The organism is Paeniglutamicibacter quisquiliarum (assembly GCF_019084045.1).
GTDB classification, from domain to species: Bacteria; Actinomycetota; Actinomycetes; order Actinomycetales; family Micrococcaceae; genus Paeniglutamicibacter; species Paeniglutamicibacter quisquiliarum.
In genome coordinates this window covers 203,160-230,047 of the sequence record NZ_JAHRED010000009.1, presented here as the reverse complement: position 1 = coordinate 230,047, position 26,888 = coordinate 203,160, and the positions used below count along the sequence as shown (strand labels likewise).

Genomic DNA, 26,888 nt, shown 5'->3' with positions numbered 1-26,888 from the left:
CGACTTTGGGTCTGTTCGTTAATGCAAACAGCCTTTGTTCCTGAATCAGGAACAAAGGCTGTTTCTTTGTGGCGGGGACAGGATTTGAACCTGTGACCTCCGGGTTATGAGCCCGGCGAGCTACCGAACTGCTCCACCCCGCGTCGGTAGATACAACAATAACAGTGGATTGCCCAGCCACCTAATCGAGCGGTCAACTAGGTGAACTTCCCGAGAATTCCGGCATATCCGGGCCACATTGGGCTATATTGCACTAATTTCGTTGCCTGAACGCCGCCGATTGCAAAACATTCCACGGTGAGGTCGATCACGATCCCGGGTGAGCGACATGCCGCCCACCCCCGGAAAGTCCCGCACGGGGGTCTCGGTGCGCCCCCGGCAGGGTTCTCCGCCGTGACCGGCGTCCACCGGGGAGCTCGGGCCTCCAGAACGCACCGGTGGCCCCGGACCCGTCGTTACGGGTACGAGGCCACCAGGCTTCTTGCGGCAGGCTTAGAGGCCGGCGTACGAGTGCAGACCGTTGAAGTAGATGTTCACGATGGTGAAGTTGAAGACGATGCAGAGGTAGCCGATGATGCTCAACCAGGCCGAGCGTGCACCGGTCCAGCCGCCCGTTGCGCGGGCGTGCAGGTATCCGGCATAGACAACCCAGATCACAAAGCTCCAGACTTCCTTGGTGTCCCACCCCCAGTAACGGCCCCACGCGGCCTCGGCCCAGATCGCGCCTGCCATGACGGTGAACGTCCACATCACGAATGCCACGGCATTGATGCGGTACGCAAAGTTCTCCAGGGCAGCTGCACCCGGCACCAGGCGCATGAATGGCATCTTGTCGGCCTTGCCTGCGGCCAACGCATCGATCCTTGAGTGCTGGACCAGTTGGAGCACGTTCATGGCAAAGGTGATGGTGAACAGGGACGAGGCCAGCACCGCGATGGAAACGTGGATAATCAGCCAATAGCTCTGCAGGGCGGGCACCAGGTGCGCAACCGGCGTGGGGAAGCCCATGGTGGCACCACACAGCATCACGGTGACCAGGCCGATGACGAAGGTGCCCATGAAGCGCAGGTCCTTCTTCAGCAGCACGAGAGAGAACACAAGGGCCACCAGGAAGGAGCCCGTGGACAGGAATTCGTACATGTTGCCCCACGGCACGCGGCCGGCCGCCACTCCGCGGGATGCCACGGCAAAGCCCTGCATGAGCACGCCGAGCCAGGTCAGGGACACCGCAACCTTCGCCGCCATGCGCTTCGAGGAGGCGACGGTGTAGTCCATGGAGTCATTGACCAGCTCGTTTGCCGAGCTGCCCGCCGGAGGGGAATCGATGGCACCCGCCGCAACCAGGGTCTTCTTTTCGGACGCAAGTGTGGCGGCGTCGATCTCCTGGATGAGCTTGCTGGACTTTGCAAGGTCCCACGCGAAGGCGACGAAGGCCGAGGCGTAGACGATTGCGGCCAGCAACATGAACAGGTCGCTGTACTGTCCCAAGGCCACGTTGATCGTGGGCATATCGTTTTCCATAGGGTCTCCTAGACTCCGGCTCGCTCAACGGCGGGCCATTGCTGCTCAAGAAGCTTACGCAACTCCTTGGCTTCGGATTCGAGGCGGTGGTCTTCACCACGGGCCAGCAGTCCGTATTCGATTATCCGCTCTTCACGGCCAGAGCCGTCAACAGTGGTCCTGATTTTCACCCAGGCACGGCGGCGTGGGGTAAAGAGCGAGATCGCCAGTCCCAGCAGGGCAAGTGCAGCAAAGATCGCCACGGGACGCTTGCTCGGGTCGTAGGCGATGTCCACGCCAATGAAGCGCTTGAGACCGTCAAAGGAAATGCTCCCCTTGCCGTCGGGCAGCTCGTACGTTTGACCGGCGCCAAGCACGATGCCACCGGCGTCAAGGTTTCTGTTGTTCAGTTCCTCGAGCTCGTCGGTTTCCAGCACATAGACGTTTTGAGGCGTGCCGTTGTCCAGCCCCAGGTTCCCATAGAAGGAGTTCAGCTGCAGCTGCGGGTTGATCGCGTTCGGGTCCCCGGAAATGGCAAACCCTGTTTCATCGGTCATGGCCGTGGGAAGCAGGAATCCCTGGAATCCAAGTTGTTCCGGCTTCGCATCGGGAACCTTGATGACCATCAGGGAGGTGTACATGCCATCCTGCGGAACCGAGACCACCGGGCCGCTGAAGGCAATGTCGCCGTCGCCGTCGCGGACCGTGACGACCGGCGCGTATCCGTTGCCGACCAGGTACATGTCCGCGCCATCGATGCGCAGTGGGTGGTTCACCCGGAGCTTTTCCTTTTCGGGTTCGGCGTCCGGACTGCGGCGGGTCTCAACCTCGGCCGTGAAGTCGATCGGCTGGCCGAAGTGCGTGGTGGATTCCCGGTCGAAGGTGATGTTGAACTTATCGAGTTTGACCGAGTAGGGGTCAAGCGAATCTTCGCGGAACAGGGTTCCAGGCTTGAAGGAGTCGTAGGAAACCAGCGAGTTCACGAAGGTCTCCCCCTCCACGAGGACCCGCTGGCCGTTGTAGCCGAAGGCACCGCCGACGCCCACCGAGGCCAAAAGGCCAACCAGTGAAATATGGAACAGGAGGTTGCCGATTTCCCGGCTGTACCCACGTTCGGCGCCGACCGAAGGATTGGAGCCCCCGGGCCGGGCTTCGGAACGGTATCCGCGCTTCTTCAGGAGACTGGCAACGTCCCGGACAACCCGTTCGTCGCTTGCGCCGGATTCTTCGGCAGACTGGATCCTGAAGCTGCCGTTTTGGGGCAGGCGATTCAGCCGCGACGGTGTCCGTGGCGGCGGTGTGCGCAGCGCCTTGGCGTGCTTCTTGACGCGCGGCAAGATGCATCCGATGAGGGAAATAAACAGCAGCAGGTAGATGGCCGAGAACCACACCGAGGAATACACATCGAAGAGCTGGAAGCGATCCAGCCATTCGCCGGTGGTCGGCTTGTTGGTCAGGTAGGTGGTCACCTGCTCCGGGTTGATGGAGCGCTGTGGAAAGAGCGAACCCGGGACTGCCGCCACCGCCAGGAGCAGCAGCAGAAAGAGCGCCGTGCGCATGCTGGTGAGCTGGGTCCAGGCCCAGCGAATCATCCCAAGGAATCCAAGGGCCGGAACCGCAACATCATTTTTCATGTCTGGCTTATTCATTAGATGGGCAACTTCACTTCGTTGGCGAACCAGTCTTGCAATTGCGTGACCCATGAACCCCAGAGTCCGGTGGCCATGAGGATTCCCAAGAGAATCAGCATGCCTCCGCCGAAGCGCATGATTGAGAGTTGATGGCGGCGGAAGAACTTCATGGCGCCCATGCCTCGGCGAAGCGCCATGGCAATGAACAGGAATGGCAGTCCGAGTCCCATGCAGTAGAAGAACGTCAGCAAAGCTCCCTTGGCGGGGTTGGGGTCGACGCCCGTGCTCATGGCCAGTACCGCAGCCAGGGTGGGTCCGATACACGGCGCCCATCCCAATCCGAAAGTGACTCCCAAAACCGGGGCGCCCCAGAGGCCAGCCGGTGGCTTCCGGTGGATCTTCGCATCGCGTTGCATGAACGAAAAACTGCCCATGAAAACAAAGCCCATGAGGATCACAACAATGCCAAGGACCTGAGTGATCCAGGCACCCTCGAACTGCATCCACGCAGCCACTTGCGAGAAGATCACGCCCGCCAGGACAAAGACGGCAGTAAAGCCAAGGATGAAAAGTCCAATGCCTGCAACCATGCGCCCGCGCCGTTGATCGGCAAGGTCGGCACCGGACAGGCCGGTGACATATCCCAAGTAGCCCGGCACCAAGGGCAGCACGCAAGGGGAAAGAAAGGAGACCAGTCCCGCCAGGACGGCAACGGGAACCGCGAGAATCAGGGATCCGTCTTGGACAATTTCGGCGAACTGGTTGCCTTGGGCAGGCAGCGTCAAGGCGCCGGCCAGCACTGAATTGATCACAACGACTCGGTAAGGGCCGTATTGATTAGGGCCTTGAGCGTGGGCTTGTCGGCGACACCAAGTATTCGGGCCGAGACTCGGCCCTGTTTGTCGAGCACCAAGGTGGTGGGCACGGCCTTGAGCGGAACGTACTTCGTCATGGCGAGCTGAATCGTGCCCTGCGTGTCCTGCACCGACGGGTATTTGATTCCGAAGGTGCGCTCGAAGGCCTCTGCCGCTTCCTTCTCGTCACGCACGTTGATGCCGATGAATTCGGCCTTGCCCTTGAATTCGTTGTTGAGTTCGACCATGTGCGGGGCCTCGATGCGGCACGGGGCGCATGCCGCGTACCAAAAGTTCAGAACGGTGGCTTGTCCAGCCCAGGTGGCCGAATCGATAGTTGTTCCGTCGTAGGCCACCGCGTTGATCTCGACTGGAGCCGTGCGCGAGTCCGGACCGTATTCCTCCACCGAGCCGTCACCGGCAATGTAATTCTTGTTATTGCCTTCGCGCGCCTGTTTGGCCAGGGGGTCTTCCTCCCCCACGCATGCCGCCAGCGGCAGCACGGCGGCGCCAAGTACCGCAGCGCGCAAGAATGTACGTCGTCCCAAACGCTTCGCTTGGGACGAGATGGGATCGGTCATGATCTCAAGCTCCAGGGATGTTCGCAGCGTTGGCCAAGAGGTCCACGCTAGGTTCTGCATAACGGACTGCGACCAGACTTTCACCTTCAAAGTCCAGGCTAGTCACGGAGGTGAGAGTGCACTCGCGTTTCCGCGGGTCGTGCCACAGGGCCTTGCCCTCGGCGGAGCGGCGCGTAACCCAAATGGGCAGCTGGTGGCTGACCAAAATGGCTTGCGCCCCTCGGCCGCCAAGTTCCACCGCGCGGTCGCGGTGTTCCACAATGGCGGTCATCATTCGTTCCACCTGGTCCCGGTAGGGTTCCCCCCAGGATGGACGAAATGGATTTACGACGTAGGACCAGTACTTCGGTTCCTTCAGTCGGTTCTTGATCTGGGAGAGCCCCTGGAAGCGGTTCGCTGCCTCGATGATCCGATCATCTGTCACGATTTCCAGGCCCAACGCCGCTGAGGTGGGCATTGCCGTTTCCTGTGCCCGGACGAGCGGGGATGACACCAAGTGGGTGATATTTGCACCGGCGTTTCGCTGGGCCGTGAAGTATTCCGCGGCCCGCTCGGCCATTTGGTTGCCGAGATCGGAGAGGTGGAATTCCGGTAGCCGACCGTAAAGGACCCTGCCCGGGTTATACACTTCGCCGTGACGCAGAAGGTGAACGGTGGCAGTCGACATGAATTAAGTGTCTCAAATCTTTGTTCCGTTACCTAAACCGGATACTTGATTTTGCCCACGCGGACGACCCTTGGACGCGCCCCGACGCCGTTGGTGCAATGCCCCTGCCTCTTTACCCAACACCTCAGGCAACCTGCAAGGCCCGACCCATGTAGGGACTTTGGCCAAAGTTTCCGGCGAAACGAAAAACCATCCTTTGGGAGGGGTGAAAAGCAATCTCGAACCGATATCGTGAGGATAAGCCGTACTTTTCCAACCCCAAGGAGCAGGTTATGTCTACCCCTGAAAATGATCCCCTGAATCCCGAGAAGCCGTCCGAGGACCCCGCACCGCCGCAATACGGACAGCGTGCACCGCAAGATCCGAATGCTGCCGGGCAGGCCCCGTACGGCCAGCCGCCGCAGTACGGCGCACAGCAGCCGAATCCGTATGGCCAAAACCCCAACCCATATGGCCAGCCTGCACCAGCGAACAACCCCTACGGCCAGCAGCCACCGCAGTCGCCATATGGCCAGCAACCATACGCCGGTGGATTCCCGGTTCCCCCGCAGGGCAACTTTGCACCGCCCCAGATGCCCACCCACCGCCCCAAGGAGCTGGACACCTCTTTCTGGGCGATCCTGGCTGCAGGCGTCGCATTCTTGTTGAGCTCAGTGTTTGGTTTGAGCACCGCCGCGATCATGCAACAGGTCCAGGCAGTTCCCGAGCTGGAGGAACAGCTCGAGTCTGCGGGAATGAGCATCACCGATGCAATCCCCATGATCCAGACCACGGCGATCGTATTCGCGGTGATCGGCTTGTTGCTATACGTCCTGATTGCGTTCATGGTTCGCAAGGGAAGCGGTGTCGCACGCATCTTCGCCACGATCTTCGCAGTGCTGTCGTTGTTCAGCATTGGCAGCGGAGTGCTGATGGCCCTCTCGGTCGTTCTGGGCGTGGTCGGCGTGGTCTTTGCTTGGTTGCGCCCCTCCAGCCAGTTTATTGCCGCGCGGCGGGCGGCGCGGGCGGCCGGATACCGCTAAACAGCGCCTCCTAAAAATGGTCCGTGGGATCCAGCCGTTGCCGACTCGATCCCACGGACCATTTTGTGTTCAAGGCTGATGGCTGGTCTTCGACCGGCACCTAGGAATCGAGGTTTTGTGCGTGGTAGGCCAGGATTTGCAGCTCGGTGGCCAGATCGACCTTGCGCAGATTGACCCCTGCCGGGACGTGCAGCACAACCGGGGCAAAACTCAGGATGCTTCGTACACCGCTTGCCACCAGTTTGTCGCACAAGTCCTGGGCGGCTGCCCCGGGAACTGACAGCACGGCCATGTTTGCGCCGGTGTCTTCGAGGATCTTGTCGAGGTCGAGAATGGGTTGGACCTGTAAGTCCCCGACTGTGCTTCCGATAACCTCCGGTGAGGAATCCAGTAGCGCAACGATCTCGAATCCGCGGCTTCTGAATCCGCCATACCCTGACAACGCACGGCCCAGGTTTCCGGCACCTATGATTGCCACGCGCCACTGACGCAGGAGCCCCATGGCCTTGGAGATATGTTCAGCCAGCTCCGTCACCACGTAGCCCACTCCACGGGTTCCATAAGATCCAAGAAGAGACAGGTCCTTGCGCAGGATCGCCGGATTAACCCCCGCTTCCGTGGCCAGGACACCTGATGACGTACGTGCCTCGCCGCGCGTCTGCATGGTGTTCAGTGCCCGCAGGTACTGGGTCAACCGTGCAAGGGTCGCTTCGGGAAGAAGCCTGCCCAGCGAACCGGTGGGCGTCTGTTCCACGGTCAAGTCGGGCACCAGGCCACGCTCGATCTGAGGGTCGGCAGCCGGGACGTTTGCTTCGCTGCTTGCGGGGGCGCGCTCGGTGGGCATTCTGTTTTGACTCAATTCCGTGGATACCTTAATGACTTATCAACCAGTTCATGCGACGCCTCGCCTTAACTGGTCAGCAATGTCTCAAGGCGCTGGGCATCAATCACCCAAAAGTCCCGCACCCGTCCGTCAACCAACAGCACGGGCACCTCTTCCGAGTGGCGTGCCAAGAGCTCAGCGTCCTGATCGATGTCAACTTTCTGCCAGGTGTAATCCAGCCGGCTGGTGACCTCATCGAGTGTCTCGATCGCGGCCAGGCACAGATGGCATCCGGACCGAACCAACAACGTAATTTCCCGCGGGGTCTGCTCACTGCTCATCCCCCAACGCTACCGCTCCCGCCAAAAAAGATTGCAATACACTGGGCGGATGCCCTCTAACCTTTCCCCCGTTTCAGTCCCTGGGCAAGAGCCGGTGCACGCGAGCTCGACCGCTGCCTTCTTCGATGTGGACAACACCATGATGCGCGGCGCATCGCTATTCGCCGTAGCCCGAAAAATGTATCAACGACGGGCATTTAGGCTGCGTGAGGTGGCATGGTTTGCCCTCCACCAGTTGCGCTTTGTGGCCCGGGGAGAGAACCTCGGCGACATTCAGGCCATCCGCGACCGTGCGCTCTTGATGGCCGCAGGGTTCTCCGTGGCGGACATGGTTGCGCTCGGGGATGAAATTTATGACGAATTCATTGAGTCGAAAATCTGGCCAGGCACCCGTGCAATTGCCGACCAGCACCTGCACGCCGGGCGGAGGGTGTGGCTTGTCACAGCCACGCCGCTGGAGGTCGCCTCGGTGATGGCCCGCCGGCTCGGGCTCAGTGGCGCACTGGGCACGAGCGTGGAACATGTCGAGGGACTCTACACTGGTCGCCTGGTCGGCGAGATCCTGCATGGGGCGGCGAAGGCCGAGGCGGTCCAGGACCTGGCCCTGGCGGAGGGGCTGGATCTTGACGAATGCTGGGGGTACAGCGACTCGCACAACGATATCCCGATGCTTGAAGCGGTGGGACACCCCGTGGCCATCAATCCCGACTGGCGATTGCGCCGCCATGCCAAGGACCGGAACTGGCCGGTTTACGATTTCCGGACCGGACGCAAGGCCGCGACCTTCGGGCTGAAGGCCGCGGGGATCTCGGGAGCCATTTGGGGGCTGTGGCGCAGTTTCGGCGCTCTTCGCCGCCGCCCCTGACATTCCAGACGCCAGCCCACGGCCCATTCCCCACCAAGCAAAAAGGTGCGTTTCCCCAAGAGGGAAACGCACCTTTTTACATGCTTGATTCCGGGCAAGCCCGGAACTGCATTTACTTCTTATTACGACGCTGGTGGCGGGTCTTACGAAGCAATTTACGGTGCTTCTTCTTGGCCATACGCTTGCGGCGCTTCTTAATAACAGAGCCCATAATGGTTCCTCACAAACTGATTCGATTGCCGACTACTATTTCTTCGGCACCAAAGCACCAGAATAGCCAACTGGACGTTAAACGTTCCTTAACAGATTACCTGCTTCTAGAGCAGATTCTGACCACTCGCGAAATTCGGCGGCGCTAGCCGGTGTTGGAGTCCCAGCCGAACCCGGCCGCCCGCAGGTACTCTTGCACGGCGTTTTCGGGTACACGGTAGGAACGACCGAACCTCACGGCCGGCAACTCTCCAGAATGGACGAGGCGGTAAACCGTCATCTTTGACACACGCATCACCTCGGCAACCTCAGCCACCGTCATGAAACGCGCGCTGGCAAAGTTTTGCGATTCGACCATTCCCTGTTTCTCCTGACAATTTCACATAGCAATCATGCCTTGGCACAGACTGAGGAACGTACCTTGTCTGTGCCAACACCCCAAGATACCCTATGTCCTTGGGACTCACTTTAGTGGCTCGTGGGGCCAATGTGAACGATTCTCGGCTTTGCGGGACCACCATTTAATACTGGGGAACATATTTTGCGCATTTAACGCGCCGAACGCACCGCTTCGGCAAGGGTCGCCAGCAATTCGGCGCTGGTATCCCAGCCCATGCAGGCGTCGGTGACCGACTGCCCGTAGTTCAGCCCGGCCAGGACGTCCGAGCCCGCCTCCACGGCATCCGGATCATGTTTCTGCGCGCCCGGCACCAGGAAGCTTTCGGCCATGATTCCGGCAATGGCCTGATCACCATCGGCAATGCGGGCGGCCAGCTCGATGATGACTTCCCGCTGGCGCAGGTGGGACTTGCCCGAGTTTGCATGGGAGGCATCGACAATCAACCGCGGGTTCATGCCCGCGTTGCCCATCGCGGCCGAAGCGGCGGCCACGGGTTCGGCGGCGAAGTTCGGTCCGTCGGCACCTCCCCGCAGGATCAAGTGGGAGTCTTCGTTTCCCGCGGTCCTAACCACCGCGGTACGCCCGTCGTCGCTGATGCCCAGGAAGGACTGCGGGGAGCCCGCAGCCTGGCAGGCATCGATAGCAACCTGCACCGATCCGTCAGTGCCGTTCTTGAACCCGACGGGCATCGACAAACCCGAGACCAGTTGCCGGTGCGTCTGGCTTTCGGTGGTGCGCGCCCCGATTGCGCCCCAGCTGATGAGATCCGCCAGGTATTGGGCGCTGAGCGGCTCGAGGAATTCGGTGGCCAGCGGCAGGCCCAGGTTGCCCGCCGCAAGCATGAATTCGCGCGCCGTGCGCAGCCCCGCGGCCATGTCGTGGCTACCATCCAGGTGCGGGTCGTTGACCAGGCCCTTCCAACCCACGGTGGTCCGCGGCTTCTCGAAGTAGCTGCGCATCACCACCAGCAGTTCGCCCTCGTGTTCCTTCGCCGCCGTGGCGAGCCTGGTGGCGTATTCCAGCCCGGCCACCGGGTCGTGGATCGAGCAGGGACCGATGATGACCAGCAGGCGCTCATCGAGCCCGGAGAGCACTGCACGGACCTCCTGGCGCGCCCGCATGATCCGGTAACCCTGGGCATCGCCCGCGGGAAGCTCGGCGACCAATTCCGCGGGAGTGGGCAGTTCGGTGATCCCCAGGACGCGCTCATTGGTGTTGGCGCGGTGCTGTGTCTCGGTGGCGATGGCGGTGCTCATGGTCTGGGGCCTCTCGGTTTCAGCCCCGCGCCGTGCGGTGGGGGGCCTAGTGGTTTCAATGCGGCCCCGGAGATCTCGCTGCGTATTCCTTCAGGGCCGCTATCTTGGAAATAGCGAAGGGCCGGCAAGCAATAGCTTGCGGCCCTTGTCGGCTCTGAAGATGGGTATGCGAAATTATCGCGTCTTAGGCCCCTCCAGAGCCGACACAAAATACGCATACCAACGTTGAGTCATGGTTGAGAATTTACAGCGGTGCAACGCAAATGACAAACGCGCCCCTTCGCATGCCCGAAACAGTTCGTCATGAAGCACGACAAAGGGGGCGGGACAGTCCCGACGGATCCATGGGAGGTTCCCGTCTGCACTGCCCCGCCCCCTCGGCGCGCCTTGCGGCTCGAGGGCCGGCTACCTAGATGAGGCCCTGGGCCAGCATCGCGTCGGCTACCTTCACAAAACCGGCGATGTTGGCGCCGGCTACGTAGTTGCCCGGCACGCCGTACTCGTCTGCGGTGGAGGCACAGCGGTCGTGGATTCCGACCATGATCTCGGTAAGGCGCGCCTCGGTGTGGGCGAAGCTCCACGAGTCACGGCTGGCGTTCTGCTGCATTTCCAGTGCGGAGGTGGCCACGCCGCCGGCGTTGGCAGCCTTGCCCGGCGCAAAGAGCACCCCTGCGTCCTGGAACAGCGAGGTTGCTGCGGCGGTGCAGGGCATGTTGGCGCCCTCGGCCACGGCAACGACGCCGGAGTCGATCAGCTTCTTGGCATCCTTGGCGTCCAGTTCGTTCTGCGTGGCACACGGCAACGCCACGGTGGCATCGACGTCCCAGACGTTGCCGCCCTCGACGTAGTGCACCTTCTTGGACTTGGCACGCACGGCGTACTCGCTGATGCGCCCGCGCTCGACTTCTTTGATCTGGCGCAGCAATTCGACGTCGACGCCGCGTTCGTCAACGATGTACCCGGCAGAATCCGAGGCAGTCACGACGCGGGCACCGAGCCCCTGGGCCTTTTCGATGGCGTTGATGGCCACGTTGCCCGAACCCGAGACCGAGACGCGCTGGCCGTCGAAGCTGGCCCCGCGGGTCTTGAGCATCTCGTCGGTGAAGATGACCGCGCCGTAGCCGGTGGCCTCCGGGCGAACCAGGGATCCGCCCCAGCTGATGCCCTTGCCGGTGAGAACACCGGACTCGTAGCGGTTGGTGATGCGCTTGTACTGGCCAAACAGGTAGCCGATTTCGCGCCCGCCCACACCGATGTCACCGGCGGGAACGTCGGTGTACTCGCCGATGTGGCGGTACAGCTCGGTCATGAACGACTGGCAGAAGCGCATGACCTCGGCGTCGGACTTGCCGCGCGGATCGAAGTCCGAGCCGCCCTTGCCGCCGCCGATGGGCATGCCGGTGAGCGAGTTCTTGAAGATCTGCTCAAAGCCCAGGAACTTGACGATGCCCAGGTACACCGAGGGGTGGAAGCGCAGTCCGCCCTTGTACGGGCCCAGGGCGGAATTGAATTCAACGCGGAATCCGCGGTTGATCTGTACCCGGCCCTCGTCATCCATCCACGGCACGCGGAAGATGATTTGGCGTTCGGGCTCACACATACGCTGCAGGATCGCAGCTTCGGCATATTCAGGATGCTTGCGCGAGACCGCTTCGAGGCTTTCAAATACCTCGGTCACCGCCTGGTGGAATTCTGCTTCACCGGGGTTGCGACGGAACACTTCGTCGCGAATGGTCGCTAGATGCTGGTCCAAGTCTTATCTCCTCATCACTTGGGGCAGGCACGAGGGCACGCTGCCGCCATGTCTGGCGACGCTGCCCCAGACGTCGAGAATGCCACGGCCGCGTCCCGTCGGCACAACCGGGCGTCATCAATCGAGCACGCTCGCGTAATGTTTTTGCGCTTCGGTGTATGATTTCGCGCCGGCATTTCCGCGTGCGGAGGAGGTGCGGAAGGCTAGCGCTTTCTGCCGAACTTCGGCTTGGGCAGGCGCTCCAGGAAGTCGTGGGCGCGGCCGGTGACCTGTTCCAGTCCGCGTCCCACGGTCCGTCCGAGTTGCGCGGCGGCCACCGTGGCCTGGCTGGTCGCCTCGTACGACCCCAGTTGCGGATCGGCATAGATCTCGGGGGCCAGGCCCAGGGCGGGCGCAGGGGGAACGAAGCCGTGCAACCAGGCCTGCAGGTCCAGGAACGTCGCCGGTTCCAGTGCGTAATAGCGGCGCTGCCCGTCGGCGCGCATCGAGACCATGCCTGCCTCGCGCAGGACCTTCAGGTGCTTGGAAACGGTCGGCTGGGAAACGCCCAGAGCTTCGACCAGGGACCCGACCGAGCGCGACTCCTCGCGCAGGGAATCGAGCAGCCTGCGCCGGGTGGGGTCGGCCAGGGCGGAAAAGATATCATCATGAGCCACCGCATAACCCTATCCGCATATACGTGCGATGGCATCTTTGGGCGCCCTAATCGAACCAGGGGTCAAGCCCGAACAGCGGGAAGATCTCCTTGCGGGTGGCCATCACGGTGCGGTCCACCGGGTCCGCCGGGTCGTAGCCGACCTCCCAGCTGCGCCACCACAATTCGGCGTTGTCGCCCATGGATTCGGGGGTGCGGATCCCGTAGCGCTGAAGCACGTAGTCGCGCCAGCTGCGCGGCACCGGCGTGGCCAGCGGGACAGGCTTGCCCGAGGCGACCGCCACCAGGTGGCTCCACGCCCGCGGAACCACCGAGGCGGTGTTGTAGCCGCCCCCGCCGGTGGATATCCAGCGGCCGCCGCAGAGCCTGCGGGCCAGTTCGGCAATGTCCAGCGCGTTCTGCCGCTGCGCATCAATGGTCAGCCGGAGGTTGGACAGGTCGTCGTCCCGGTGCCCGTCGCAGCCATGCTGGGAGACGATCACCTCCGGCCCGAAGGCCTCCGCCAGCTGCGGGACGACCGCATGGAAGGCGCGCAGCCAGGCGGCGTCGCCGGTGCGCGGGGGCACGGCGATGTTCACCGCGGTGCCCTGTGCGTTGGGCCCGCCGATCTCGTTGGCGAACCCGGTGCCGGGGAACAGCGACATGCCCGTTTCGTGGATGGAGATGGTCATGACCCGCGGGTCGTCCCAGAAGATCGACTCGGTCCCGTCGCCGTGGTGGGCGTCCACGTCGATGTACAGCACCTTCTGCACGCCGCCGTCGAGCAATCGCCGGATCGCCAGGGCCGCGTCGTTGTAGATGCAGAAGCCGCTGGCCTTGGAGGCCGAGGCGTGGTGCATGCCGCCGCCGAAGTTGACCACGTGCAGGGCGCTCTCGTCCAGGATGGCCTCGGCGGCCAGCAGCGAGCCCCCGGCCAGCCGGGCGCTGGCCTCGTGGATCCCGGCGTAGGCGGGGTTGTCCTCGGTGCCCAGCCCGCGGGCCTCGTTGGGCACGTGTGGATTGGCGCTGACCTCGTGGACGGCGGCGATGTAGGCCGGCTCGTGCACCGCGGCCAGTTCCGCATCCGTTGCCACGGGCGGGGCCGCCACGGTGAGATTGGCGCGCTCGAACAGGCCCAGGTCCGTGCAGAGCCGGGCGGTGAGATCCAGCCGGAGCGGGTGCATGGGATGGGTCTCGCTAAAGCGGTACTCCATCATCTGCTCGCTCCAGATCACCTGGGTCGGGGGCAGTGGCTCATTTGCGGCAAACACCCCTTCAGGCTACGCGATCGGCACCGCCGGTGTGTGCCAAGACACCCTCGTGACCTCCGCCAACGCAGGTCCACGGCGCCCGGCGCGGGTCGCGCCAGCGCGTCGGCGGGCCACCGGAGGATCCCGCTGCGGCATGGTTTATTGTGGGATCCTGCGGGGCAGCGCTTCCGCACCGAAGTTTTCCACGTCTTGGAGCCGAGCAGATCACATGGGAATGCCTCCCTTTTCCGAACCAGCACGACGGCAGGGCACCGAGTCGGGCGCGCCGGCCCGCTGGCGCCTGCGCCTGGACCAGTGGCGCCGGCTGGTGTCCGACTTCACCGTCCGCTCCCCCGCACGCCTGGCCCTGTTCACCTTTACCCTGGTGATCTCACTGTTCACCTCCGTGCTGGCCCTGCCGGTGTCCTCCGCGACCGGCGAGCCCACGCCGTTTTACGATGCCTTGTTCACCGCAGTTTCCGCGGTGTGCGTCACCGGACTGACCGTCGTCTCGACCGCCACGCACTGGTCCTTCTTTGGGCAGCTGGTGATGATCATCGCGGTGTTCGTCGGCGGGTTGGGCATCCTGACCCTGGCCTCGGTGCTCTCCCTGGCGGTGTCCAAGCGGCTGGGGGTGCGCGGCAAGCTGCTGGCGCAAAGCTCCATGAACACCTCCGCGGCCTCCACCCTCGGCGAGGTCGGTTCGCTGCTGCGCATCGTGATCACCACCTCCGTGGCCATCGAGGTGGCCTTGGCCCTGATGCTGATCCCGCGCTTCCTGATCCTGGGCGAACCGATCGACGAGGCCGTGTGGCACGGGATCTTCTACGCGGTCTCCTCCTTCAACAACGCCGGATTCACCCCGCACTCCGACGGGCTGGTCCCCTACGAGACCGACCTGTGGATCCTGGTGCCGCTGATGCTCGGGGTGTTCCTGGGATCCCTGGGCTTCCCGGTGCTGATGGTGCTCCTGGCCCACCGCTTCAACACCCGGAAGTGGTCGCTGCACGCCAAGCTCACCCTGGTGGTCACCGGGATGCTGCTGGTGGCCGGCGCGCTGCTGTGGGCGGTGGCCGAGTGGACCAACCCCGACACCATCGGCTACATGTCCAACAGCGACAAGGTCATCCACTCGGTCTTCGCCTCCGTGATGACGCGCTCGGGCGGATTCAACCTGGTGGAACAGGGCGAGATGCACCAGGTGACGATGCTGCTGACCAACGCGCTGATGTTCGCCGGCGGCGGCTCGGCCTCCACGGCCGGCGGCATCAAGGTCACCACCATCGCGGTGATGTTCCTGGCGATCTTCGCCGAGGCCCGCGGCGACACCGACGTGCGCGCCTTCGGCCGGCGCATCCCGGAGGGCACCATGCGCGTGGCCATCTCGGTCATCGTCTTGGGCGCCACACTGGTGATGCTGGCCACGGCCTCGCTGCTGGCCATCAGCGGGACCTCCCTCTCGCGCGCGCTCTTCGAGTCGATCTCGGCCTTTGCGACCGTGGGGCTGAGCACCAACCTTTCGGGGGAATTGCCGCCGGCGGGCAAGTACGTGCTCTCCGCACTGATGTTTGCCGGCCGAATCGGTACGATTACCCTTGCGGCGGCACTGACCTTGCGCCAGCGCAACCAGCTTTACCACTTCCCCGAAGAGAGGCCGATCATTGGCTGAGAAAAACACGGACCACAACGCCGCGGTGCTGGTCATCGGGCTGGGCCGCTTTGGCGCCTCGGTGGCCGAGCAACTGGTCAAGCAGGGCCGCGAGGTGCTGGCCATCGAGCGCAACCAGGAACTGGTGCAGAAGTGGGCCTCGGTCCTCACCCATGTGGTGGAGGCCGACGCCACCAACATCGATGCGCTGCGCCAGCTCGGCGCACAGGAGTTCACCTCCGCGGTGGTTGGGGTGGGCACCTCGATCGAGTCCTCCGTGCTGATCACCGTGAACCTGGTGGACCTGGGCATCGAGCACCTCTGGGTCAAGGCCATCACGCCCTCGCACGGCAAGATCCTCACCCGCATCGGCGCCAACCACGTGATCTACCCGGAGGCGGACGCCGGGGTGCGCGCCGCCCACCTGGTCGGCGGGCGGATGCTCGACTTCATCGAGTTCGACGACGGTTTTGCCATCGTGAAGATGTACCCGCCCAAGGAGACCCAGGGCTTCACCCTGGCCGAGTCCCAGGTCCGCTCGAAGTACGGGATCACGGTGGTGGGCGTGAAGTCCCCCGGCGAGGACTTCACCTATGCCCAGCCCGACACCAAGGTGACCCGGCGCGACGTGCTGATCGTCTCCGGGCACGTGGATTTGCTCGAGCGCTTCGCCGCACGGCCCTAGGGGTCCTTGGGCATCACGAAGTCCCCCCGCCAGGCAGCTGGCCTGCCGGGGGGACTTCCGTGTTTGCTAGGCCAGTTCGCTGGTGATCGCCGCGGCGCGGGCGGCGGCGGCCGCGGCCCCGCGGGCGATGATGCCCGGCAGGCCCTCGGCGTCGAAGGTGGCGATGGCCTGTTCTGTGGTGCCCTTGGGGCTGGTCACGCCCTTGCGCAGCGCGGAGGGGTCGGCCTGCGCGTCGGCAAGCATCTTCCCCGCCCCGGCGACCGTGGCGCGGGCCAGGTCGGTGGCCAGCGCCGCATCCAGGCCCAGCTCCACGCCGGCGGCGGCCATGGCCTCGACCAGGTAGAACACGTAGGCGGGTCCGGAGCCGCTGACCGCGGAGACGGCGTCCTGCTGGGATTCGGGGACCACGTGCACCACGCCGGAACCGGCGAAGAGGTCCACGACCGCGGCCAGCGCCGCCTCGGAGACGGTTTCCCCCGCGCTGAGGCCCACCGCGCCGGCGCCCACCTTCAGCGGCGTGTTGGGCATGGAGCGCACCACCGGCTGGCCCGGGGCCAGGTGCGCGGCGATCATCTCGATGGTGATGGCGGCTGCCACCGAGACCACCACGGCGGTGGGCTTGAGCACGTCCCTGATCTCGTCGCACAGGGCGGCGATCCCCACGGGCTTGACGCCCAGGAAGACGATGTCGGCGTCCCTGGCGGCCTTGATGTTCGACTCGGGGTCCTGCTCCCCGACCAGCACCGTGACACCGGTTTCGGTGCGCAGGGCCTGGGCCTTGTCGTCGCTGCGCAGGGTTGCGACGATCGCCTCGGGGCTGTAGCCGGTGGCAATGATGCCGCGCAGCACCGCCCCGTTCATGGATCCGGTGCCCAGGAAGGCAAGTCTGTTGGCTGGCAGGGAGGAAGTCGAAAGCACTGAAGTCATCTGCCCATTGTTCCACGGCAGCCGGCACATCGGCCGGGTTGCGCGCGCGGTGCGGCTAGATCGAGTAGCGCCCGGATTCGGCGGCCTCGGTGGCGGGGGCCAGGTGCCGGCGGGCGAACTCGAGGGTCTCGCCCAGCCAGGTCTCCCGCTCCCCCGCGCCGCGGGCCTTGCGTGTGGAGACCTCCACCGCCACCACCCCGTCCCAGGCCGAGTCGCGCAGGTATTCGATGGCCTCAATGACCGGCTGCGTGCCGCGGCCGGGGACCAGGTGCTCGTCCTTGCCGTTGTTCATCCCGTCACACAGGTGCACGTGGCTGAGCCTGGACCCGAGGTCGCGGAAGGCCACCGCGGAATCCATGTCGGCGATCGCCGAGTGCGAGAAGTCCCAGGTGACGAACTCGTACGGCTCGGGGATCGGGTTCCAGTGCGGCAGGTACATCTTCGCCTCGCGTCCCCGCGCGCGCCACGGGTACATGTTCTCCACCGCGATCTTCACCCCGTACTCCTCCATGATGCGGCGGATGCCGGTGGCGAACTCGGTGGCATAGGTGCCCTGCCAGCGGAAGGGCGGGTGGGCGACCACGACGTCGCAGCCGACCTCCACGGCCATCGCGGCGGCGGACTCGATCTTGTTCCACGCGGTGCCCCAGACCTGCTGGGTCAGCAGCAGCGTGGGGGCGTGGATGGCCATGATGGGCTGCTCGTAGCGCTCGGCCAGCCGGTTCAGGGCCCGTGCATCCTGGGAGATCTGGTTCCCGGTGACCAGCACCTCAACCCCGTCGTACCCCAGGTCGTGGGACACGGCGAAGGCGTCGTGCACGTTCAGCGGGTAGACCGAGGCGCTGGACAGCGCGACGGGAATGGGGGCGTTGTTGTTGTTGCCTGACTCGACCATGGAACGTGCCCCTTGTCTTTGAGCTAAAGAACGTTGCCGCCGTGGGACATCGACATTGCCGAGGACTGGCCCAAAGCGACTTCTCCGACACCCACGCTACTACTGAGCGGGGCGGTGGAGTCAAAAAGTACGTGATCAAAGCGGCGCAGCATCAAACCCTCGCGCAGCGCCCACGGGCAGATGCGCAGGGACTTGACCTTCAACGCGCTCATGGCCTCCAGGGCGACGATGGCCCCGGCCAGCAGCTGCGGGGCCCGGATGGCCGACACCCCCGGCAGCTCGGCGCGCTCCTCCCAGTTCATCGCGGTGAGCCGGTTGGTCCAGAGCTTCAGCGACTCGGCGCGCAGCACCCGCTTGACGTAGGGGCCCTCCGCGCTGGGAGCCGCCCCGGTGATCCTCGCCAGCGAGCGGAAGGTCTTGGAGGTTCCGGTGACCACGGTGGGCCTCCCGAACTCGGCCAGCTCCGCCACCGGCTCGGCGAGCACCTCGCGCACATGGTTGCGCAGCGCCTTGACCTGTTTGATGGAGGGCGGATCCTCCGGCAGCCATTCGCGGGTCAGCCGCCCGGCCCCCAGCGGCACCGAGTGGGCGGTGGTGGGGAACTCGTCCACCCCCAGGGCGAGCTCGAAGGAGCCCCCTCCCATGTCCAGGTTCAGGATCCGGTCTGAGCTCCAGCCGAACCAGCGGCGCACCGCGTAGTAGGTCATCCCGGCCTCCTGCTCGCCGGTCAGTTCGGTGAGTTGGACACCGGTCTCGGCCACGACCCTCGCGAGCACTTCCTCGCCGTTGGCCGATTCGCGGATCGCCGAGGTGCAGAAGGCCAAAAGGTCCTCCGCATGGTGGTTGATCGCGAATTGCGCGGCCTCGTGCACGAAGTCCAGCAGCTCGGCCTGCCCGGCCTCGTTGATGGCCCCGTGCTCGTCGAGGTACGCGACGAGCGAGAGCGCCCGCTTGTGCGATGCAAAGGGCACCGGGCGGGCGCCCGGATATGCGTCGACCAGCAATAGGTGAACAGTGTTCGACCCGATATCCAGTACGCCCAGCCTCATGGTGTGTCCTTCACGCGCTTGTCGCTTGTCGCTTGCCGCCGCTGCGGCTACTTGCCGGTCTTCTTGGCCGCCGGCTTTTTGGCCGGCGCCTTCTTCGCGGGTGCCTTCTTGGCAGGCGCCTTGGCGGCGGTCTTGCGCTTGACCGGTCCGCGGGCCCGCTTGTCGGCCAGCAGCTCGATGGCCTTCTCCCGGGTCAGCTCCTCGAGCGTGGTGTCGCGCGGGATCGTGATGTTGGTGACCCCGTCGGTGATGTAGGCACCGAAGCGTCCCTCCTTCACCACGATGTTCTTCTCCGAGACCGGGTCAGGCCCGAACTCGGCCAGCGGCGGCACCGCCGCGCGGGCGCCGCGCTGCTTGGGCTGCGAGTAGATCTCCAGCGCCTCTTCGAGGGTGATCGTGAAGATCTCCTCCTCCGAGCCGATGGAGCGCGAGTCGGTGCCCTTCTTCAGGTAGGGCCCGAAGCGGCCGTTCTGCACGGTGATCTCCACGCCCTCGGCATCCACCCCGAGCACGCGCGGCAGCGAGATCAGCCGCAGCGCCTCCTCGAGCGTGACGGACTCCACGGTCATCGACTTGAACAGCGAACCGGTGCGCGGCTTGGCCTTGACGGGCTTCTTCGGCGGCTTCGGCTTGCCGTTCTTGTAGTACTCGACCGGCATGGCGGCCAGTTCCTCGGCCGTGGGCTCCACGATGACCTCGGTGACGTAGGCGCCGTAGCGCCCGTCCTTGGCCACGATGGTGCGCCCGGTCTCCGGGTCGGTGCCGAGCACGTTTTCGCTTGGGCCCTGGTGTTCCATGAGCTCGATGGCCTTCTCGGCGGTGAGCTCGTCGGGGGCAAGGTCCTCGGGAACGTTGGCGCGCTGCGGGTCTGTGCCCTCCGGGGCGTCTGCCGGCAGCGGCTTTTCCAGGTAGGGGCCGAACTTGCCCACGCGCAGCACGATGCCCGGGGCGATGTCGATGGAGTTGATGGCGCGGGCGTCGATGTCGCCCAGGTTGTTGACCACCGATTCCAGGCCGGCCTCGCCGCTTTCCTTGGACCCGAAGTAGAAGTCCTTGAGCCAGGCGGTGCGGCCCTTCTGCCCGTGGGCGATCTCGTCGAGGTCGTCCTCCAGGCGCGCGGTGAAGTCGTAGTCGACGTACTTGCCGAAGTGTTCTTCCAACAAGCGCACCACGGAGAACGCGATCCAGCTCGGGACCAGGGCGCCGCCGCGCTTAGTGACGTAGCCGCGGTCCATGATGGTGGAGATGGTCGGGGCGAAGGTCGACGGGCGGCCGATCTCCCGGGCCTCCAGCTCGGCGACGATCGAGGCCTCGGTGTAGCGGGCCGGCGGGCTCGTGGTGTGGCCGATCGCGTCGATGCCGGTTCCCGCCAGCGGGTCGGCGACCTTCAGCTGCGGAAGCCTTGCCTCTTCGGCGGCCTCGGCTGCCTCTGCCTCGCGGGCGGCGTCGCGGCCCTCCTCGTAGGCGGCCATGAAGCCGCGGAAGGTGATCACGGTGCCGGAGGCGGAGAACTCCGCGACCTGCCCGGTGGTGGCTTCGCCGGCGAGCTTGATGGTCGCGGTGAAGCCCTTGGCGTCGGCCATCTGCGAGGCGACGGTGCGCTTCCAGATCAGCTCGTAGAGCTTGAATTCGTCGGCGGAGAGCTGGGCGCGGACGGTGGCCGGGCGGCGGAAGGAGTCCCCGGCCGGGCGGATGGCCTCGTGGGCCTCCTGCGCGTTGTCGCTCTTGCCCTTGTAGGCGCGCATCTTTGCGGGCACCGAGTCGGCGCCGTAGAGTTCGGCGGCCTGCTTGCGGGCGGCGTTCACTGCCTCGTTGGAGAGGAACACCGAGTCGGTACGCATGTAGGTGATGTAGCCGTTTTCATACAGGCGCTGGGCGACCTGCATGGTGGACTTCGAGCTCCAGCGCAGCTTGCGGGAAGCTTCCTGCTGCAGCGTCGAGGTGGTGAACGGCGCGGCCGGGCGGCGGGTGTAGGGCTTCTCGTCGACCGAGGTGACGGCGAAGTCGGTGTCCTTCAGGCCCTCTGCCAGGGCCGCTGCCTTGGCCTCGTCCAGGTGGGCCACGGCGCCGGACTTGGGCGTCTTCAGCTCTCCGCGGTCGGTGAAGTCGCGGCCGGTGGCAACGCGTGCCCCGTCGACGGAAGAGAGCTTGGCTCCGAAGCTTTCGCCGGCAGTGGTGGCAAAGGTGCCGGTCAAGTCCCAGTAGGAGGCGCTGCGGAAGGCCATGCGTTCGCGTTCGCGCTCGACGACCAGGCGGGTGGCCACCGACTGCACGCGGCCCGCGGACAGGCCGCGGGCCACCTTGCGCCACAGCACCGGGGAAATCTCGTAGCCGTAGAGGCGGTCGAGTACGCGGCGGGTTTCCTGGGCGTTGACCAGGTCGGTGTCCAGCTCGCGGATGTTCTCCATGGCACGGTTGATGCCCTCTTGGGTGATCTCCGTGAAGGCCATGCGGTAAACCGGGACCTTGGGCTTGAGCACCTCGAGCAGGTGCCACGCGATGGCTTCGCCTTCGCGGTCCGCATCGGTTGCGAGGTAGAGCGCGTCGGCGCCCTTGAGCTTGGCCTTGAGTTCGGCGACCCGCTTTTTCTTGTCCGGGTACACCACGTAGTAGGGGTCGAAGTCGTTCTCGACATCCACGGCAAACTTGCCGTAGGGGCCCTTTTTCATTTCCGCGGGCAGATCGGCGGGTTGCGCCAAATCGCGGATATGCCCCACCGAGGCGTCGACTTCAAAGCCCTCGCCCAAGTACTTGGCGATTGACTTGCTTTTTGCCGGAGACTCCACGATGACGAGTTTCATTCCGGTCTTTTCCTTGGCCTTGGCGGGCACAACACTCCTATTAGCAACCAGTGGTGCACCAAAGTGGGCGCACAGCACATTCCCTGCTCTAGGTTAGCCGTATTTTTACGCGCCACGGCAAGCGGCGACCCCAAGACGCGGTTTTCCGCTCCGGGCTACGGTGCTTCAGTGGGCTTGCTCGCCACGGATTTCGGGCAGGAAGGAAAGCATGTAGTAGAGCCTTTCACCGTCGACACCACGTTGCTCGGGTTCGGCCAGGGCTTCGTATTCGTAGAGCAGTCCATAGACCTTGGCGATGAACTCCTTGCGCTGTACCTCGGAGAGGAACACCACGCCGGTGGTCAGCACCGGCGCCCTGTCGGGCTCTGGCTCCTTGCCCACCTTGCGTTCTTTGTCACGGCGCGCGATTTCCGCCGAGAGCCGATCGCGGAACGCGTTGAGCTGCACGTTCAGGTAGGCGTTTTTCGCGCTGGTCGAATCCGAGAGCGAGCCCAGGACAAGCTGGCCGCCGGCGGCCTTCCACCGGCGTTCGCGTCCGTCGCCCTCGCTTGCCGCGCGGACCACGTAGCCATACTTTTCCAGGGCGCGCAGGTGATAGCTCATCGCGCTGGGCGTCAGGTCGCAGCGCGTGGCAAGCTCGGTTGCGGTACGCGTGGATTGCGAGGCAAAGAGTTCCTCGAGGACCGTCAAACGCGCCTCGTGTGCGAGCGCGCGAATGGCTTGCGGGTCGCTGATCGACACCGAGGTGACAGGCATCGGAGACAGGCCACTGCTGGTGGCGCTTGGTCCCGCGGAAGTGTTCTGGCTCATATGAAAAAACTTTAGCGGTTGTTTCGCATCTCCAAAAGGAAGCCACGCTTAATAAGCCGAACAACCCCTTCATGAAGCCGGGAAGAAAACTCCGGATCGCCGCCGCCGATCAGCGACTCCAGGGCACCGACTAGGGACGATACGCTCAAATCCCCGTCGCATGCGGACACGAAGCCGGCAAGGGCGGTATCCAATATTTCCGTTCGCCGCAAACCCGCCCCCTGGCGTAACAAGATCACCCCGGGGTGCTCGGCGCCGGGACGCTGGTGGCGTTCCTCGGTGACGTCCTCGGCCGCCACCAGGTGCAGCTCGCCCACCTCCGTGGCGGCCAGGTCGTCGGCCACCGCAATGTCCCGGGCCAGATACGGGCCGATCGGTTGTTCGATGGGGTATCCGATGGATTCGAAGAGCCTGCCGATGCCTGGGCCATCCGCGGCGGGCCGCCGCAGCCACACCATGCCGAAGCCGATGGCGGCGACGTTGCGGGAGGCAAAATCATCGAGGTAGGCGCCGTACTGCGCGGCGAAGGCCTCCGCATCGCGCCCCTGCGAGGCATCGCGCAGCCAGGTTTCGGCGTACCCGGTGGGGCTGACGACCTCGCGCTGGATGAACCAGGCCTCGGTGTCCCCGGTCAGCCAGGAGCGCGGCCCGGCGCTCCATTCGGGTTCTTCCTCCGGGTTGTCGGTGCCGGTGATTTCCCAGTTGGCGAGCATTTGCGCGGTGCCGCCGGGCTTCAGGATCCCGGGCAAGGTGCGCACGAGGGTTGCGACCAGGGAATCCCCTGGCATGCCGCCGTCGCGGTAGGTGAAGCGCTCGGAGTCGTCCTGGCCGGCCGTGCGCGGCGTGATGACGAAGGGCGGGTTGGAAACCACCAGGTCAAAGTGCTCCCCGGCCACGGGCTCGAGCAGGGAGCCCAGGCGCAGGTCGACACGGGCCGAAAGGTTCCCCGGGTCGATGTCCAGGGCACGGTGGTTCAGCAGCAGGTTGAAGCGGGTGAAGCCCAGCGCCCGGGCGGAGATGTCGGTGGCCACGACCCGTCGGGCGTGCGAGAGCAGATGGAAGGCCTGGATCCCGCAGCCGGTGCCCAGATCCAGGGCGCTCTCGACCTGCGGGCGGACCGTCGTCTGGGCAAGCGTCAGGGAAGCCTGCCCGATCCCCAACACGTGGTCGTGGCGCAGCACGCCGGGACGTTGGTGGGCGCCCAGGTCGCTGGCCACCCAGATCTCGCCGTCCGCATCCGAGGCGTGCGGGCGCAGGTCGATCCGTGCCCGGAGGCTCGCGCTTTCATCGGCATCCTCGACAAGTCCCAGCCGGCGCAGCCCCTCGATTCCCGTCTCGGGGAAGGCGGCGGCAAGCTCGGTCTCGCCGGACACGGCACCCAGCATGAATACCCCGACGATGGTGCCCAGCGCCGTGGGCTCGGGCTGCGCGGCGATGCGGCGCAGTGCCGGGATAAGCTGGTCGCGCATGAGCGCCTCGTGCGCGCTCTCCCCCAGGAACTCCGTGATCGCTTCGTGGACATATTCCGCCCGCCGCAAATCCCCGGCAAGTTGTTCAAGAATCCGGGCATCGTCGCTGCGCGGGGCATCGGGGACCTGGGAAAAGTTTTCGATGGAAGTCACGCTTCCCAGTCTAGCCACCGGGGGAAAACGGAGTTCCGCCCTGCCTATGATTGATTCCATGATCGAGGTCACCACCACTTACTTGCAGCAGCTCTCACCGGGCGATCTTCTCCCTTCTTCCCGCTCCCTGCCGCCCGGAGCACGGATCGAGCGGGTCGCGGCGATCACCCCGGAGTTCAGCAGGTTCCTGTACCGGGGCGTTGGCAGCGGCTGGAACTGGTCCGACCGGCTGTCCCTGACCCGCGCGGCGTGGGAGTCACTGATGCAAACCCCGGGCACCGAGACCCACGTCCTCTATGTCGACGGCGCGCCCGGCGGGTACGTCGAATTGGCCGGTCGCATCGAGGATTCCGGAACCGGGGTGGAAATCAGGTACTTCGGATTGTTCCCGCACTGCATCGGACGCGGACTTGGCGGTGTCCTGCTGACGGAGGGCATTGCTCGCGCGTGGGACCTTGACTCTCGGTTCGGGGGCTTTCCCCCGGTGAGCCGCGTCTGGGTGCACACCTGTTCGCTGGATGGTCCGGCCGCCATCCCCAACTATGAAGCCCGAGGGCTCCGGGTCTTCCGCACCGAGACCGAGCTGGTCGAGCCGGGCGACGGCGCCGCCGGACTTTGGCCCGAGGAATCCCTGGCCTCCTAGCGTCTCGCCCCGCCTGCCGTTCCTGGCTTGCCGGATAGTCCCGGTCTGGCTTCGCCGAGTCCGGTCTGAACGACGTCCGCGGTGTTATCCACAGTTCCCCGCATCGCCCGTCCGCATCGGTGGAATGCGGGTGCATGCTGGTGGGCATGGACACCACCGAGTTCATCGCACTGGCCGCGGGCACCCGCGGCGCCCCGGGACACCCCGTGTCACCGGACGATGAACTGCGCGCCCTGGTCCAGGCCCAGCAAATCACCCGCGAGCTGGCTCGGGCCGTCGCCACACACACCACCTCCCCGACCCGCGCCGCGCTGTTCGCCCGGGTGGCCGAGGACGAGCACCGCGCCGCCGCCCACACCAGGCTGCTGGCCGCCGACACCGCCCGGCGCACCCTGGCCCACGAACTGCCCGAGGACACCTTCGACGCCCTCGCGGCCATCCACCGCGACCCCTCCGGCTACCTCGCCGGCACCACGGCCCTGCCGCAGGACCCCCGCACGGTTCCGACCGGACGACCCGTCTTCCGCGACACCACCGAATTCCTTGCCGGCTTCCTGCACATCGGCTCTTTCGAGGCCCGCGAACGCGTCCACTCCATCGACCGGCTGCTGCCCGGCACCAACATCCACGGCCAACCCGTCCCGCCACGGTTCCCCGTCCTGGCCGGCGACCTCGCCAGCGGCGCCGCCGACCCCGGGCAGATCGGGGCCGCGGCCCGCAAGCTCGAGGCCCTCGCCCCCATCGTCGACGGGCACCCCGACGCCGCCATCCTCGCCGGGACTCTCGAGAACCGGGTCGCCGAGTCCGTACGCCGCGAGGATCCCCGCACCACCGCCAAGCTCCTGGCCGGGATCCAGACATCCCTCGAGAGGGGACCCGAGGACCTGCCCGAGGAGGTGCTGCGCACCCGGACCGGGCTCTTCCACCGCGGGACCACCGGCGGGCTGGGCGAGTTCCTGCTGCGTACCCTGCCGCGGGACACCGAGGCTCTGCTGGCCCTGTGCGCCAGCACCGACAACCCCCGGACCAAGGCCGGGGACCGCGATGGACTCCTGCAACAAGCCCTCGCCGCCAACTCCGTCACCGGCCCCAACGCCTCCAACGCCCAGTCGGCCACCAGCCCCGACGGCAACGGGCCGGCCGCCGGGTTCCCCGACTTCCTCACCGACCCCGCCACCGGCGCCCCGCTCACCGACCCAGAGCCGTCAGGAACCTCTCCCTGGACCCCGACGGAACCGGCTATCCCGCCACCTTGCCCAACGTAAACGGCACGAAGCATGCAGGGAACCCGAACGGTGCCCACAGGTCCGGGTCGCCCGATTCCGGCACCAACGCCACCGCCTACGGCGCCGACGGACTCACCCCGCCCCAACGCCACCTCCAGGGACTGATGAACCTCATCAGGGCCGCCGGGACACCCGCCACCGGGAAAAAGACCACCGGGCTGCCCTCCCCCAAGATCCTCGTCATCGCCACCCTCGACGAGCTCCGCGGACTGGCGGAAAGCCACGGCATCACCACCCACGGCCAACCACTCACCCCCGCCGAACTCCGACAGGCCCTGTGCACCGGAGGCATCCTCCCCCTGGTCATGGGCGGCAAGAGCCAAATCCTGGACCTCGGCCGCGAGGAACGCCTCTTCCCCGACTACATGCGCACCGCGATCATCGGCCTCTACGGCGGCTGCATCTTCCCCGGCTGCACAGTGCCCCCTGAACATTGCGAAATCGACCACGACGACGCATGGGCCAACGGCGGAACCACCAACATCCAAGACGGCCGACCCCTGTGTTCCGGGCACCACCATGCCCGGCACACCGGACTCATCGACGTGGTCCGCGATTCTGACGAGCTCTTCAGCGTCATCCTGCCCATCTTCATGGACCCCGAACAAAAACCGCGGCGCAACGCCCACTGGCGCACCCCTGCACCTCTCTTGTTCTAGTTCTCCGCCCCCGGGCACGAAAAAGGGCGATCCGTCCCAGCAAGAACCGGAGCGAACCGCCCGTGAGGCTTCGCGA

Annotated in this window: 26 protein-coding genes and 1 tRNA gene; 7 read left to right on the top strand and 20 right to left on the bottom strand. The window is 65.1% G+C overall.

Annotated elements, in window-relative coordinates; all coding sequences use genetic code 11:
• Positions 1 to 69: 69 nt before the first annotated feature.
• The 6 genes from KRR55_RS16410 to KRR55_RS16385 form a co-directional block, all read right to left on the bottom strand.
• Positions 70 to 143, bottom strand: a tRNA-Met gene (locus KRR55_RS16410).
• 349 nt (positions 144 to 492) lie between these two features.
• Positions 493 to 1,521, bottom strand: coding sequence for a c-type cytochrome biogenesis protein CcsB (gene ccsB / locus KRR55_RS16405; protein WP_418888845.1), 1,029 nt, complete (start codon positions 1,519 to 1,521; stop codon positions 493 to 495).
• 8 nt (positions 1,522 to 1,529) lie between these two features.
• Positions 1,530 to 3,134, bottom strand: coding sequence for a cytochrome c biogenesis protein ResB (gene resB, locus KRR55_RS16400; RefSeq protein WP_217390298.1), 1,605 nt, complete (start codon positions 3,132 to 3,134; stop codon positions 1,530 to 1,532).
• 14 nt (positions 3,135 to 3,148) lie between these two features.
• The gene (locus tag KRR55_RS16395) at positions 3,149 to 3,940 is read right to left on the bottom strand and encodes a cytochrome c biogenesis CcdA family protein (RefSeq protein ID WP_418888847.1); all 792 of its coding nucleotides are present in this window, start codon (positions 3,938 to 3,940) and stop codon (positions 3,149 to 3,151) included.
• On the bottom strand, positions 3,940 to 4,566 hold the full coding sequence (locus KRR55_RS16390) for a TlpA family protein disulfide reductase (protein WP_217390294.1): 627 nt from the start codon (positions 4,564 to 4,566) through the stop codon (positions 3,940 to 3,942). The genes KRR55_RS16395 and KRR55_RS16390 overlap by 1 nt, the downstream gene beginning before the upstream one ends.
• Positions 4,567 to 4,570: 4 nt before the next feature.
• Positions 4,571 to 5,233 (bottom strand): histidine phosphatase family protein, encoded by a 663-nt coding sequence (locus KRR55_RS16385; RefSeq protein WP_217390292.1) that lies wholly within the window; start codon positions 5,231 to 5,233, stop codon positions 4,571 to 4,573.
• A 272-nt stretch (positions 5,234 to 5,505) separates the two neighbouring features.
• Here KRR55_RS16385 and KRR55_RS16380 point away from each other — a divergent pair, with 272 nt between their 5' ends.
• A complete protein-coding gene (locus KRR55_RS16380; protein WP_217390290.1) occupies positions 5,506 to 6,255 on the top strand; it encodes a hypothetical protein in 750 nt (249 codons plus the stop codon).
• Between the two features lie 100 nt (positions 6,256 to 6,355).
• Here KRR55_RS16380 and KRR55_RS16375 read toward each other — a convergent pair whose 3' ends face one another.
• A complete protein-coding gene (locus tag KRR55_RS16375; protein ID WP_217390288.1) occupies positions 6,356 to 7,099 on the bottom strand; it encodes a redox-sensing transcriptional repressor Rex in 744 nt (247 codons plus the stop codon).
• A 65-nt stretch (positions 7,100 to 7,164) separates the two neighbouring features.
• A complete protein-coding gene (locus tag KRR55_RS16370) occupies positions 7,165 to 7,419 on the bottom strand; it encodes a glutaredoxin family protein (protein WP_217390287.1) in 255 nt (84 codons plus the stop codon).
• A 49-nt stretch (positions 7,420 to 7,468) separates the two neighbouring features.
• On the opposite strand from KRR55_RS16370, the gene KRR55_RS16365 reads away from it, so the two are divergent.
• On the top strand, positions 7,469 to 8,284 hold the full coding sequence (locus tag KRR55_RS16365) for an HAD family hydrolase (RefSeq protein WP_217390285.1): 816 nt from the start codon (positions 7,469 to 7,471) through the stop codon (positions 8,282 to 8,284).
• Positions 8,285 to 8,396: 112 nt separating this feature from the next.
• Here the strand turns inward: KRR55_RS16365 and KRR55_RS16360 are convergent, their stop codons facing one another.
• The 6 genes from KRR55_RS16360 to KRR55_RS16335 all read right to left on the bottom strand — a co-directional run bounded on the left by KRR55_RS16360 (position 8,397) and on the right by KRR55_RS16335 (position 13,754).
• Complete coding sequence (locus tag KRR55_RS16360; protein ID WP_003792170.1) at positions 8,397 to 8,495, bottom strand: 30S ribosomal protein bS22; 99 nt, start codon at positions 8,493 to 8,495, stop codon at positions 8,397 to 8,399.
• A gap of 144 nt (positions 8,496 to 8,639) precedes the next feature.
• Positions 8,640 to 8,852, bottom strand: coding sequence for a helix-turn-helix domain-containing protein (locus tag KRR55_RS16355; protein WP_217390281.1), 213 nt, complete (start codon positions 8,850 to 8,852; stop codon positions 8,640 to 8,642).
• A gap of 191 nt (positions 8,853 to 9,043) precedes the next feature.
• Positions 9,044 to 10,150: a 3-deoxy-7-phosphoheptulonate synthase gene (locus tag KRR55_RS16350; RefSeq protein WP_217390278.1), complete on the bottom strand. Its 1,107-nt coding sequence runs from the start codon at positions 10,148 to 10,150 to the stop codon at positions 9,044 to 9,046.
• A gap of 409 nt (positions 10,151 to 10,559) precedes the next feature.
• Positions 10,560 to 11,903: an NADP-specific glutamate dehydrogenase gene (gene gdhA, locus KRR55_RS16345; RefSeq protein WP_217390275.1), complete on the bottom strand. Its 1,344-nt coding sequence runs from the start codon at positions 11,901 to 11,903 to the stop codon at positions 10,560 to 10,562.
• Between the two features lie 203 nt (positions 11,904 to 12,106).
• Entirely contained in the window at positions 12,107 to 12,559 is a 453-nt protein-coding gene (locus tag KRR55_RS16340) for an ArsR/SmtB family transcription factor (RefSeq protein WP_217390272.1), read from the bottom strand.
• A gap of 46 nt (positions 12,560 to 12,605) precedes the next feature.
• Entirely contained in the window at positions 12,606 to 13,754 is a 1,149-nt protein-coding gene (locus KRR55_RS16335) for an acetoin utilization protein AcuC (RefSeq protein WP_217390359.1), read from the bottom strand.
• A 262-nt stretch (positions 13,755 to 14,016) separates the two neighbouring features.
• Here KRR55_RS16335 and KRR55_RS16330 point away from each other — a divergent pair, with 262 nt between their 5' ends.
• Complete coding sequence (locus KRR55_RS16330) at positions 14,017 to 15,456, top strand: TrkH family potassium uptake protein (protein WP_217390269.1); 1,440 nt, start codon at positions 14,017 to 14,019, stop codon at positions 15,454 to 15,456.
• Between the two features lie 25 nt (positions 15,457 to 15,481).
• Positions 15,482 to 16,120: a potassium channel family protein gene (locus KRR55_RS16325; protein WP_113761830.1), complete on the top strand. Its 639-nt coding sequence runs from the start codon at positions 15,482 to 15,484 to the stop codon at positions 16,118 to 16,120.
• A gap of 66 nt (positions 16,121 to 16,186) precedes the next feature.
• Here KRR55_RS16325 and proC read toward each other — a convergent pair whose 3' ends face one another.
• The 6 genes from proC to KRR55_RS16295 all read right to left on the bottom strand — a co-directional run bounded on the left by proC (position 16,187) and on the right by KRR55_RS16295 (position 24,284).
• The gene (proC, locus tag KRR55_RS16320) at positions 16,187 to 17,047 is read right to left on the bottom strand and encodes a pyrroline-5-carboxylate reductase (RefSeq protein ID WP_217390267.1); all 861 of its coding nucleotides are present in this window, start codon (positions 17,045 to 17,047) and stop codon (positions 16,187 to 16,189) included.
• Positions 17,048 to 17,102: 55 nt separating this feature from the next.
• On the bottom strand, positions 17,103 to 17,942 hold the full coding sequence (locus KRR55_RS16315; RefSeq protein ID WP_217390265.1) for a sugar phosphate isomerase/epimerase family protein: 840 nt from the start codon (positions 17,940 to 17,942) through the stop codon (positions 17,103 to 17,105).
• A 23-nt stretch (positions 17,943 to 17,965) separates the two neighbouring features.
• The gene (locus tag KRR55_RS16310; RefSeq protein WP_217390263.1) at positions 17,966 to 18,991 is read right to left on the bottom strand and encodes a Ppx/GppA family phosphatase; all 1,026 of its coding nucleotides are present in this window, start codon (positions 18,989 to 18,991) and stop codon (positions 17,966 to 17,968) included.
• Positions 18,992 to 19,038: 47 nt separating this feature from the next.
• Positions 19,039 to 21,822, bottom strand: a complete 2,784-nt coding sequence (gene topA / locus KRR55_RS16305) for a type I DNA topoisomerase (RefSeq protein ID WP_217390260.1) — start codon at positions 21,820 to 21,822, stop codon at positions 19,039 to 19,041.
• 135 nt (positions 21,823 to 21,957) lie between these two features.
• Positions 21,958 to 22,602, bottom strand: coding sequence for an ArsR/SmtB family transcription factor (locus KRR55_RS16300; RefSeq protein WP_217390258.1), 645 nt, complete (start codon positions 22,600 to 22,602; stop codon positions 21,958 to 21,960).
• A gap of 11 nt (positions 22,603 to 22,613) precedes the next feature.
• Positions 22,614 to 24,284 carry a DUF7059 domain-containing protein gene (locus tag KRR55_RS16295; RefSeq protein ID WP_217390256.1) on the bottom strand — a complete coding sequence of 557 codons (1,671 nt, stop codon included), beginning with the start codon at positions 24,282 to 24,284 and terminating at the stop codon, positions 22,614 to 22,616.
• Between KRR55_RS16295 and KRR55_RS16290 the strand changes: the two genes are divergently transcribed.
• From KRR55_RS16290 to KRR55_RS20400, 3 genes are all read left to right on the top strand, one after another.
• Entirely contained in the window at positions 24,283 to 24,867 is a 585-nt protein-coding gene (locus tag KRR55_RS16290; protein WP_254456297.1) for a GNAT family N-acetyltransferase, read from the top strand. The genes KRR55_RS16295 and KRR55_RS16290 overlap by 2 nt on opposite strands.
• Positions 24,868 to 25,013: 146 nt before the next feature.
• Complete coding sequence (locus tag KRR55_RS20405) at positions 25,014 to 26,132, top strand: hypothetical protein (protein ID WP_254456296.1); 1,119 nt, start codon at positions 25,014 to 25,016, stop codon at positions 26,130 to 26,132.
• Entirely contained in the window at positions 26,120 to 26,812 is a 693-nt protein-coding gene (locus KRR55_RS20400) for an HNH endonuclease signature motif containing protein (protein WP_254456295.1), read from the top strand. The genes KRR55_RS20405 and KRR55_RS20400 overlap by 13 nt, the downstream gene beginning before the upstream one ends.
• Positions 26,813 to 26,888 lie beyond the last annotated feature (76 nt).

Bases quoted from the DNA above. Each gene is read 5' to 3' on its own strand.
- KRR55_RS16295 (WP_217390256.1), bottom strand. From the start codon at position 24,284: ATGGAATCAATCATAGGCAGGGCGGAACTCCGTTTTCCCCCGGTGGCT.
- KRR55_RS16335 (WP_217390359.1), bottom strand. From the start codon at position 13,754: ATGATGGAGTACCGCTTTAGCGAGACCCATCCCATGCACCCGCTCCGG.
- KRR55_RS16360 (WP_003792170.1), bottom strand. From the start codon at position 8,495: ATGGGCTCTGTTATTAAGAAGCGCCGCAAGCGTATGGCCAAGAAGAAG.
- KRR55_RS16300 (WP_217390258.1), bottom strand. From the start codon at position 22,602: ATGAGCCAGAACACTTCCGCGGGACCAAGCGCCACCAGCAGTGGCCTG.
- KRR55_RS16390 (WP_217390294.1), bottom strand. From the start codon at position 4,566: ATGACCGATCCCATCTCGTCCCAAGCGAAGCGTTTGGGACGACGTACA.
- KRR55_RS16350 (WP_217390278.1), bottom strand. From the start codon at position 10,150: ATGAGCACCGCCATCGCCACCGAGACACAGCACCGCGCCAACACCAAT.
- KRR55_RS20405 (WP_254456296.1), top strand. From the start codon at position 25,014: ATGGACACCACCGAGTTCATCGCACTGGCCGCGGGCACCCGCGGCGCC.
- resB (WP_217390298.1), bottom strand. From the start codon at position 3,134: ATGAAAAATGATGTTGCGGTTCCGGCCCTTGGATTCCTTGGGATGATT.
- proC (WP_217390267.1), bottom strand. From the start codon at position 17,047: ATGACTTCAGTGCTTTCGACTTCCTCCCTGCCAGCCAACAGACTTGCC.
- KRR55_RS16330 (WP_217390269.1), top strand. From the start codon at position 14,017: ATGGGAATGCCTCCCTTTTCCGAACCAGCACGACGGCAGGGCACCGAG.
- ccsB (WP_418888845.1), bottom strand. From the start codon at position 1,521: ATGGAAAACGATATGCCCACGATCAACGTGGCCTTGGGACAGTACAGC.
- KRR55_RS16370 (WP_217390287.1), bottom strand. From the start codon at position 7,419: ATGAGCAGTGAGCAGACCCCGCGGGAAATTACGTTGTTGGTTCGGTCC.
- KRR55_RS16355 (WP_217390281.1), bottom strand. From the start codon at position 8,852: ATGGTCGAATCGCAAAACTTTGCCAGCGCGCGTTTCATGACGGTGGCT.
- KRR55_RS16315 (WP_217390265.1), bottom strand. From the start codon at position 17,942: ATGGTCGAGTCAGGCAACAACAACAACGCCCCCATTCCCGTCGCGCTG.
- KRR55_RS16290 (WP_254456297.1), top strand. From the start codon at position 24,283: ATGATCGAGGTCACCACCACTTACTTGCAGCAGCTCTCACCGGGCGAT.
- KRR55_RS16365 (WP_217390285.1), top strand. From the start codon at position 7,469: ATGCCCTCTAACCTTTCCCCCGTTTCAGTCCCTGGGCAAGAGCCGGTG.
- KRR55_RS16380 (WP_217390290.1), top strand. From the start codon at position 5,506: ATGTCTACCCCTGAAAATGATCCCCTGAATCCCGAGAAGCCGTCCGAG.
- KRR55_RS16385 (WP_217390292.1), bottom strand. From the start codon at position 5,233: ATGTCGACTGCCACCGTTCACCTTCTGCGTCACGGCGAAGTGTATAAC.
- KRR55_RS16310 (WP_217390263.1), bottom strand. From the start codon at position 18,991: ATGAGGCTGGGCGTACTGGATATCGGGTCGAACACTGTTCACCTATTG.
- KRR55_RS16375 (WP_217390288.1), bottom strand. From the start codon at position 7,099: ATGCCCACCGAGCGCGCCCCCGCAAGCAGCGAAGCAAACGTCCCGGCT.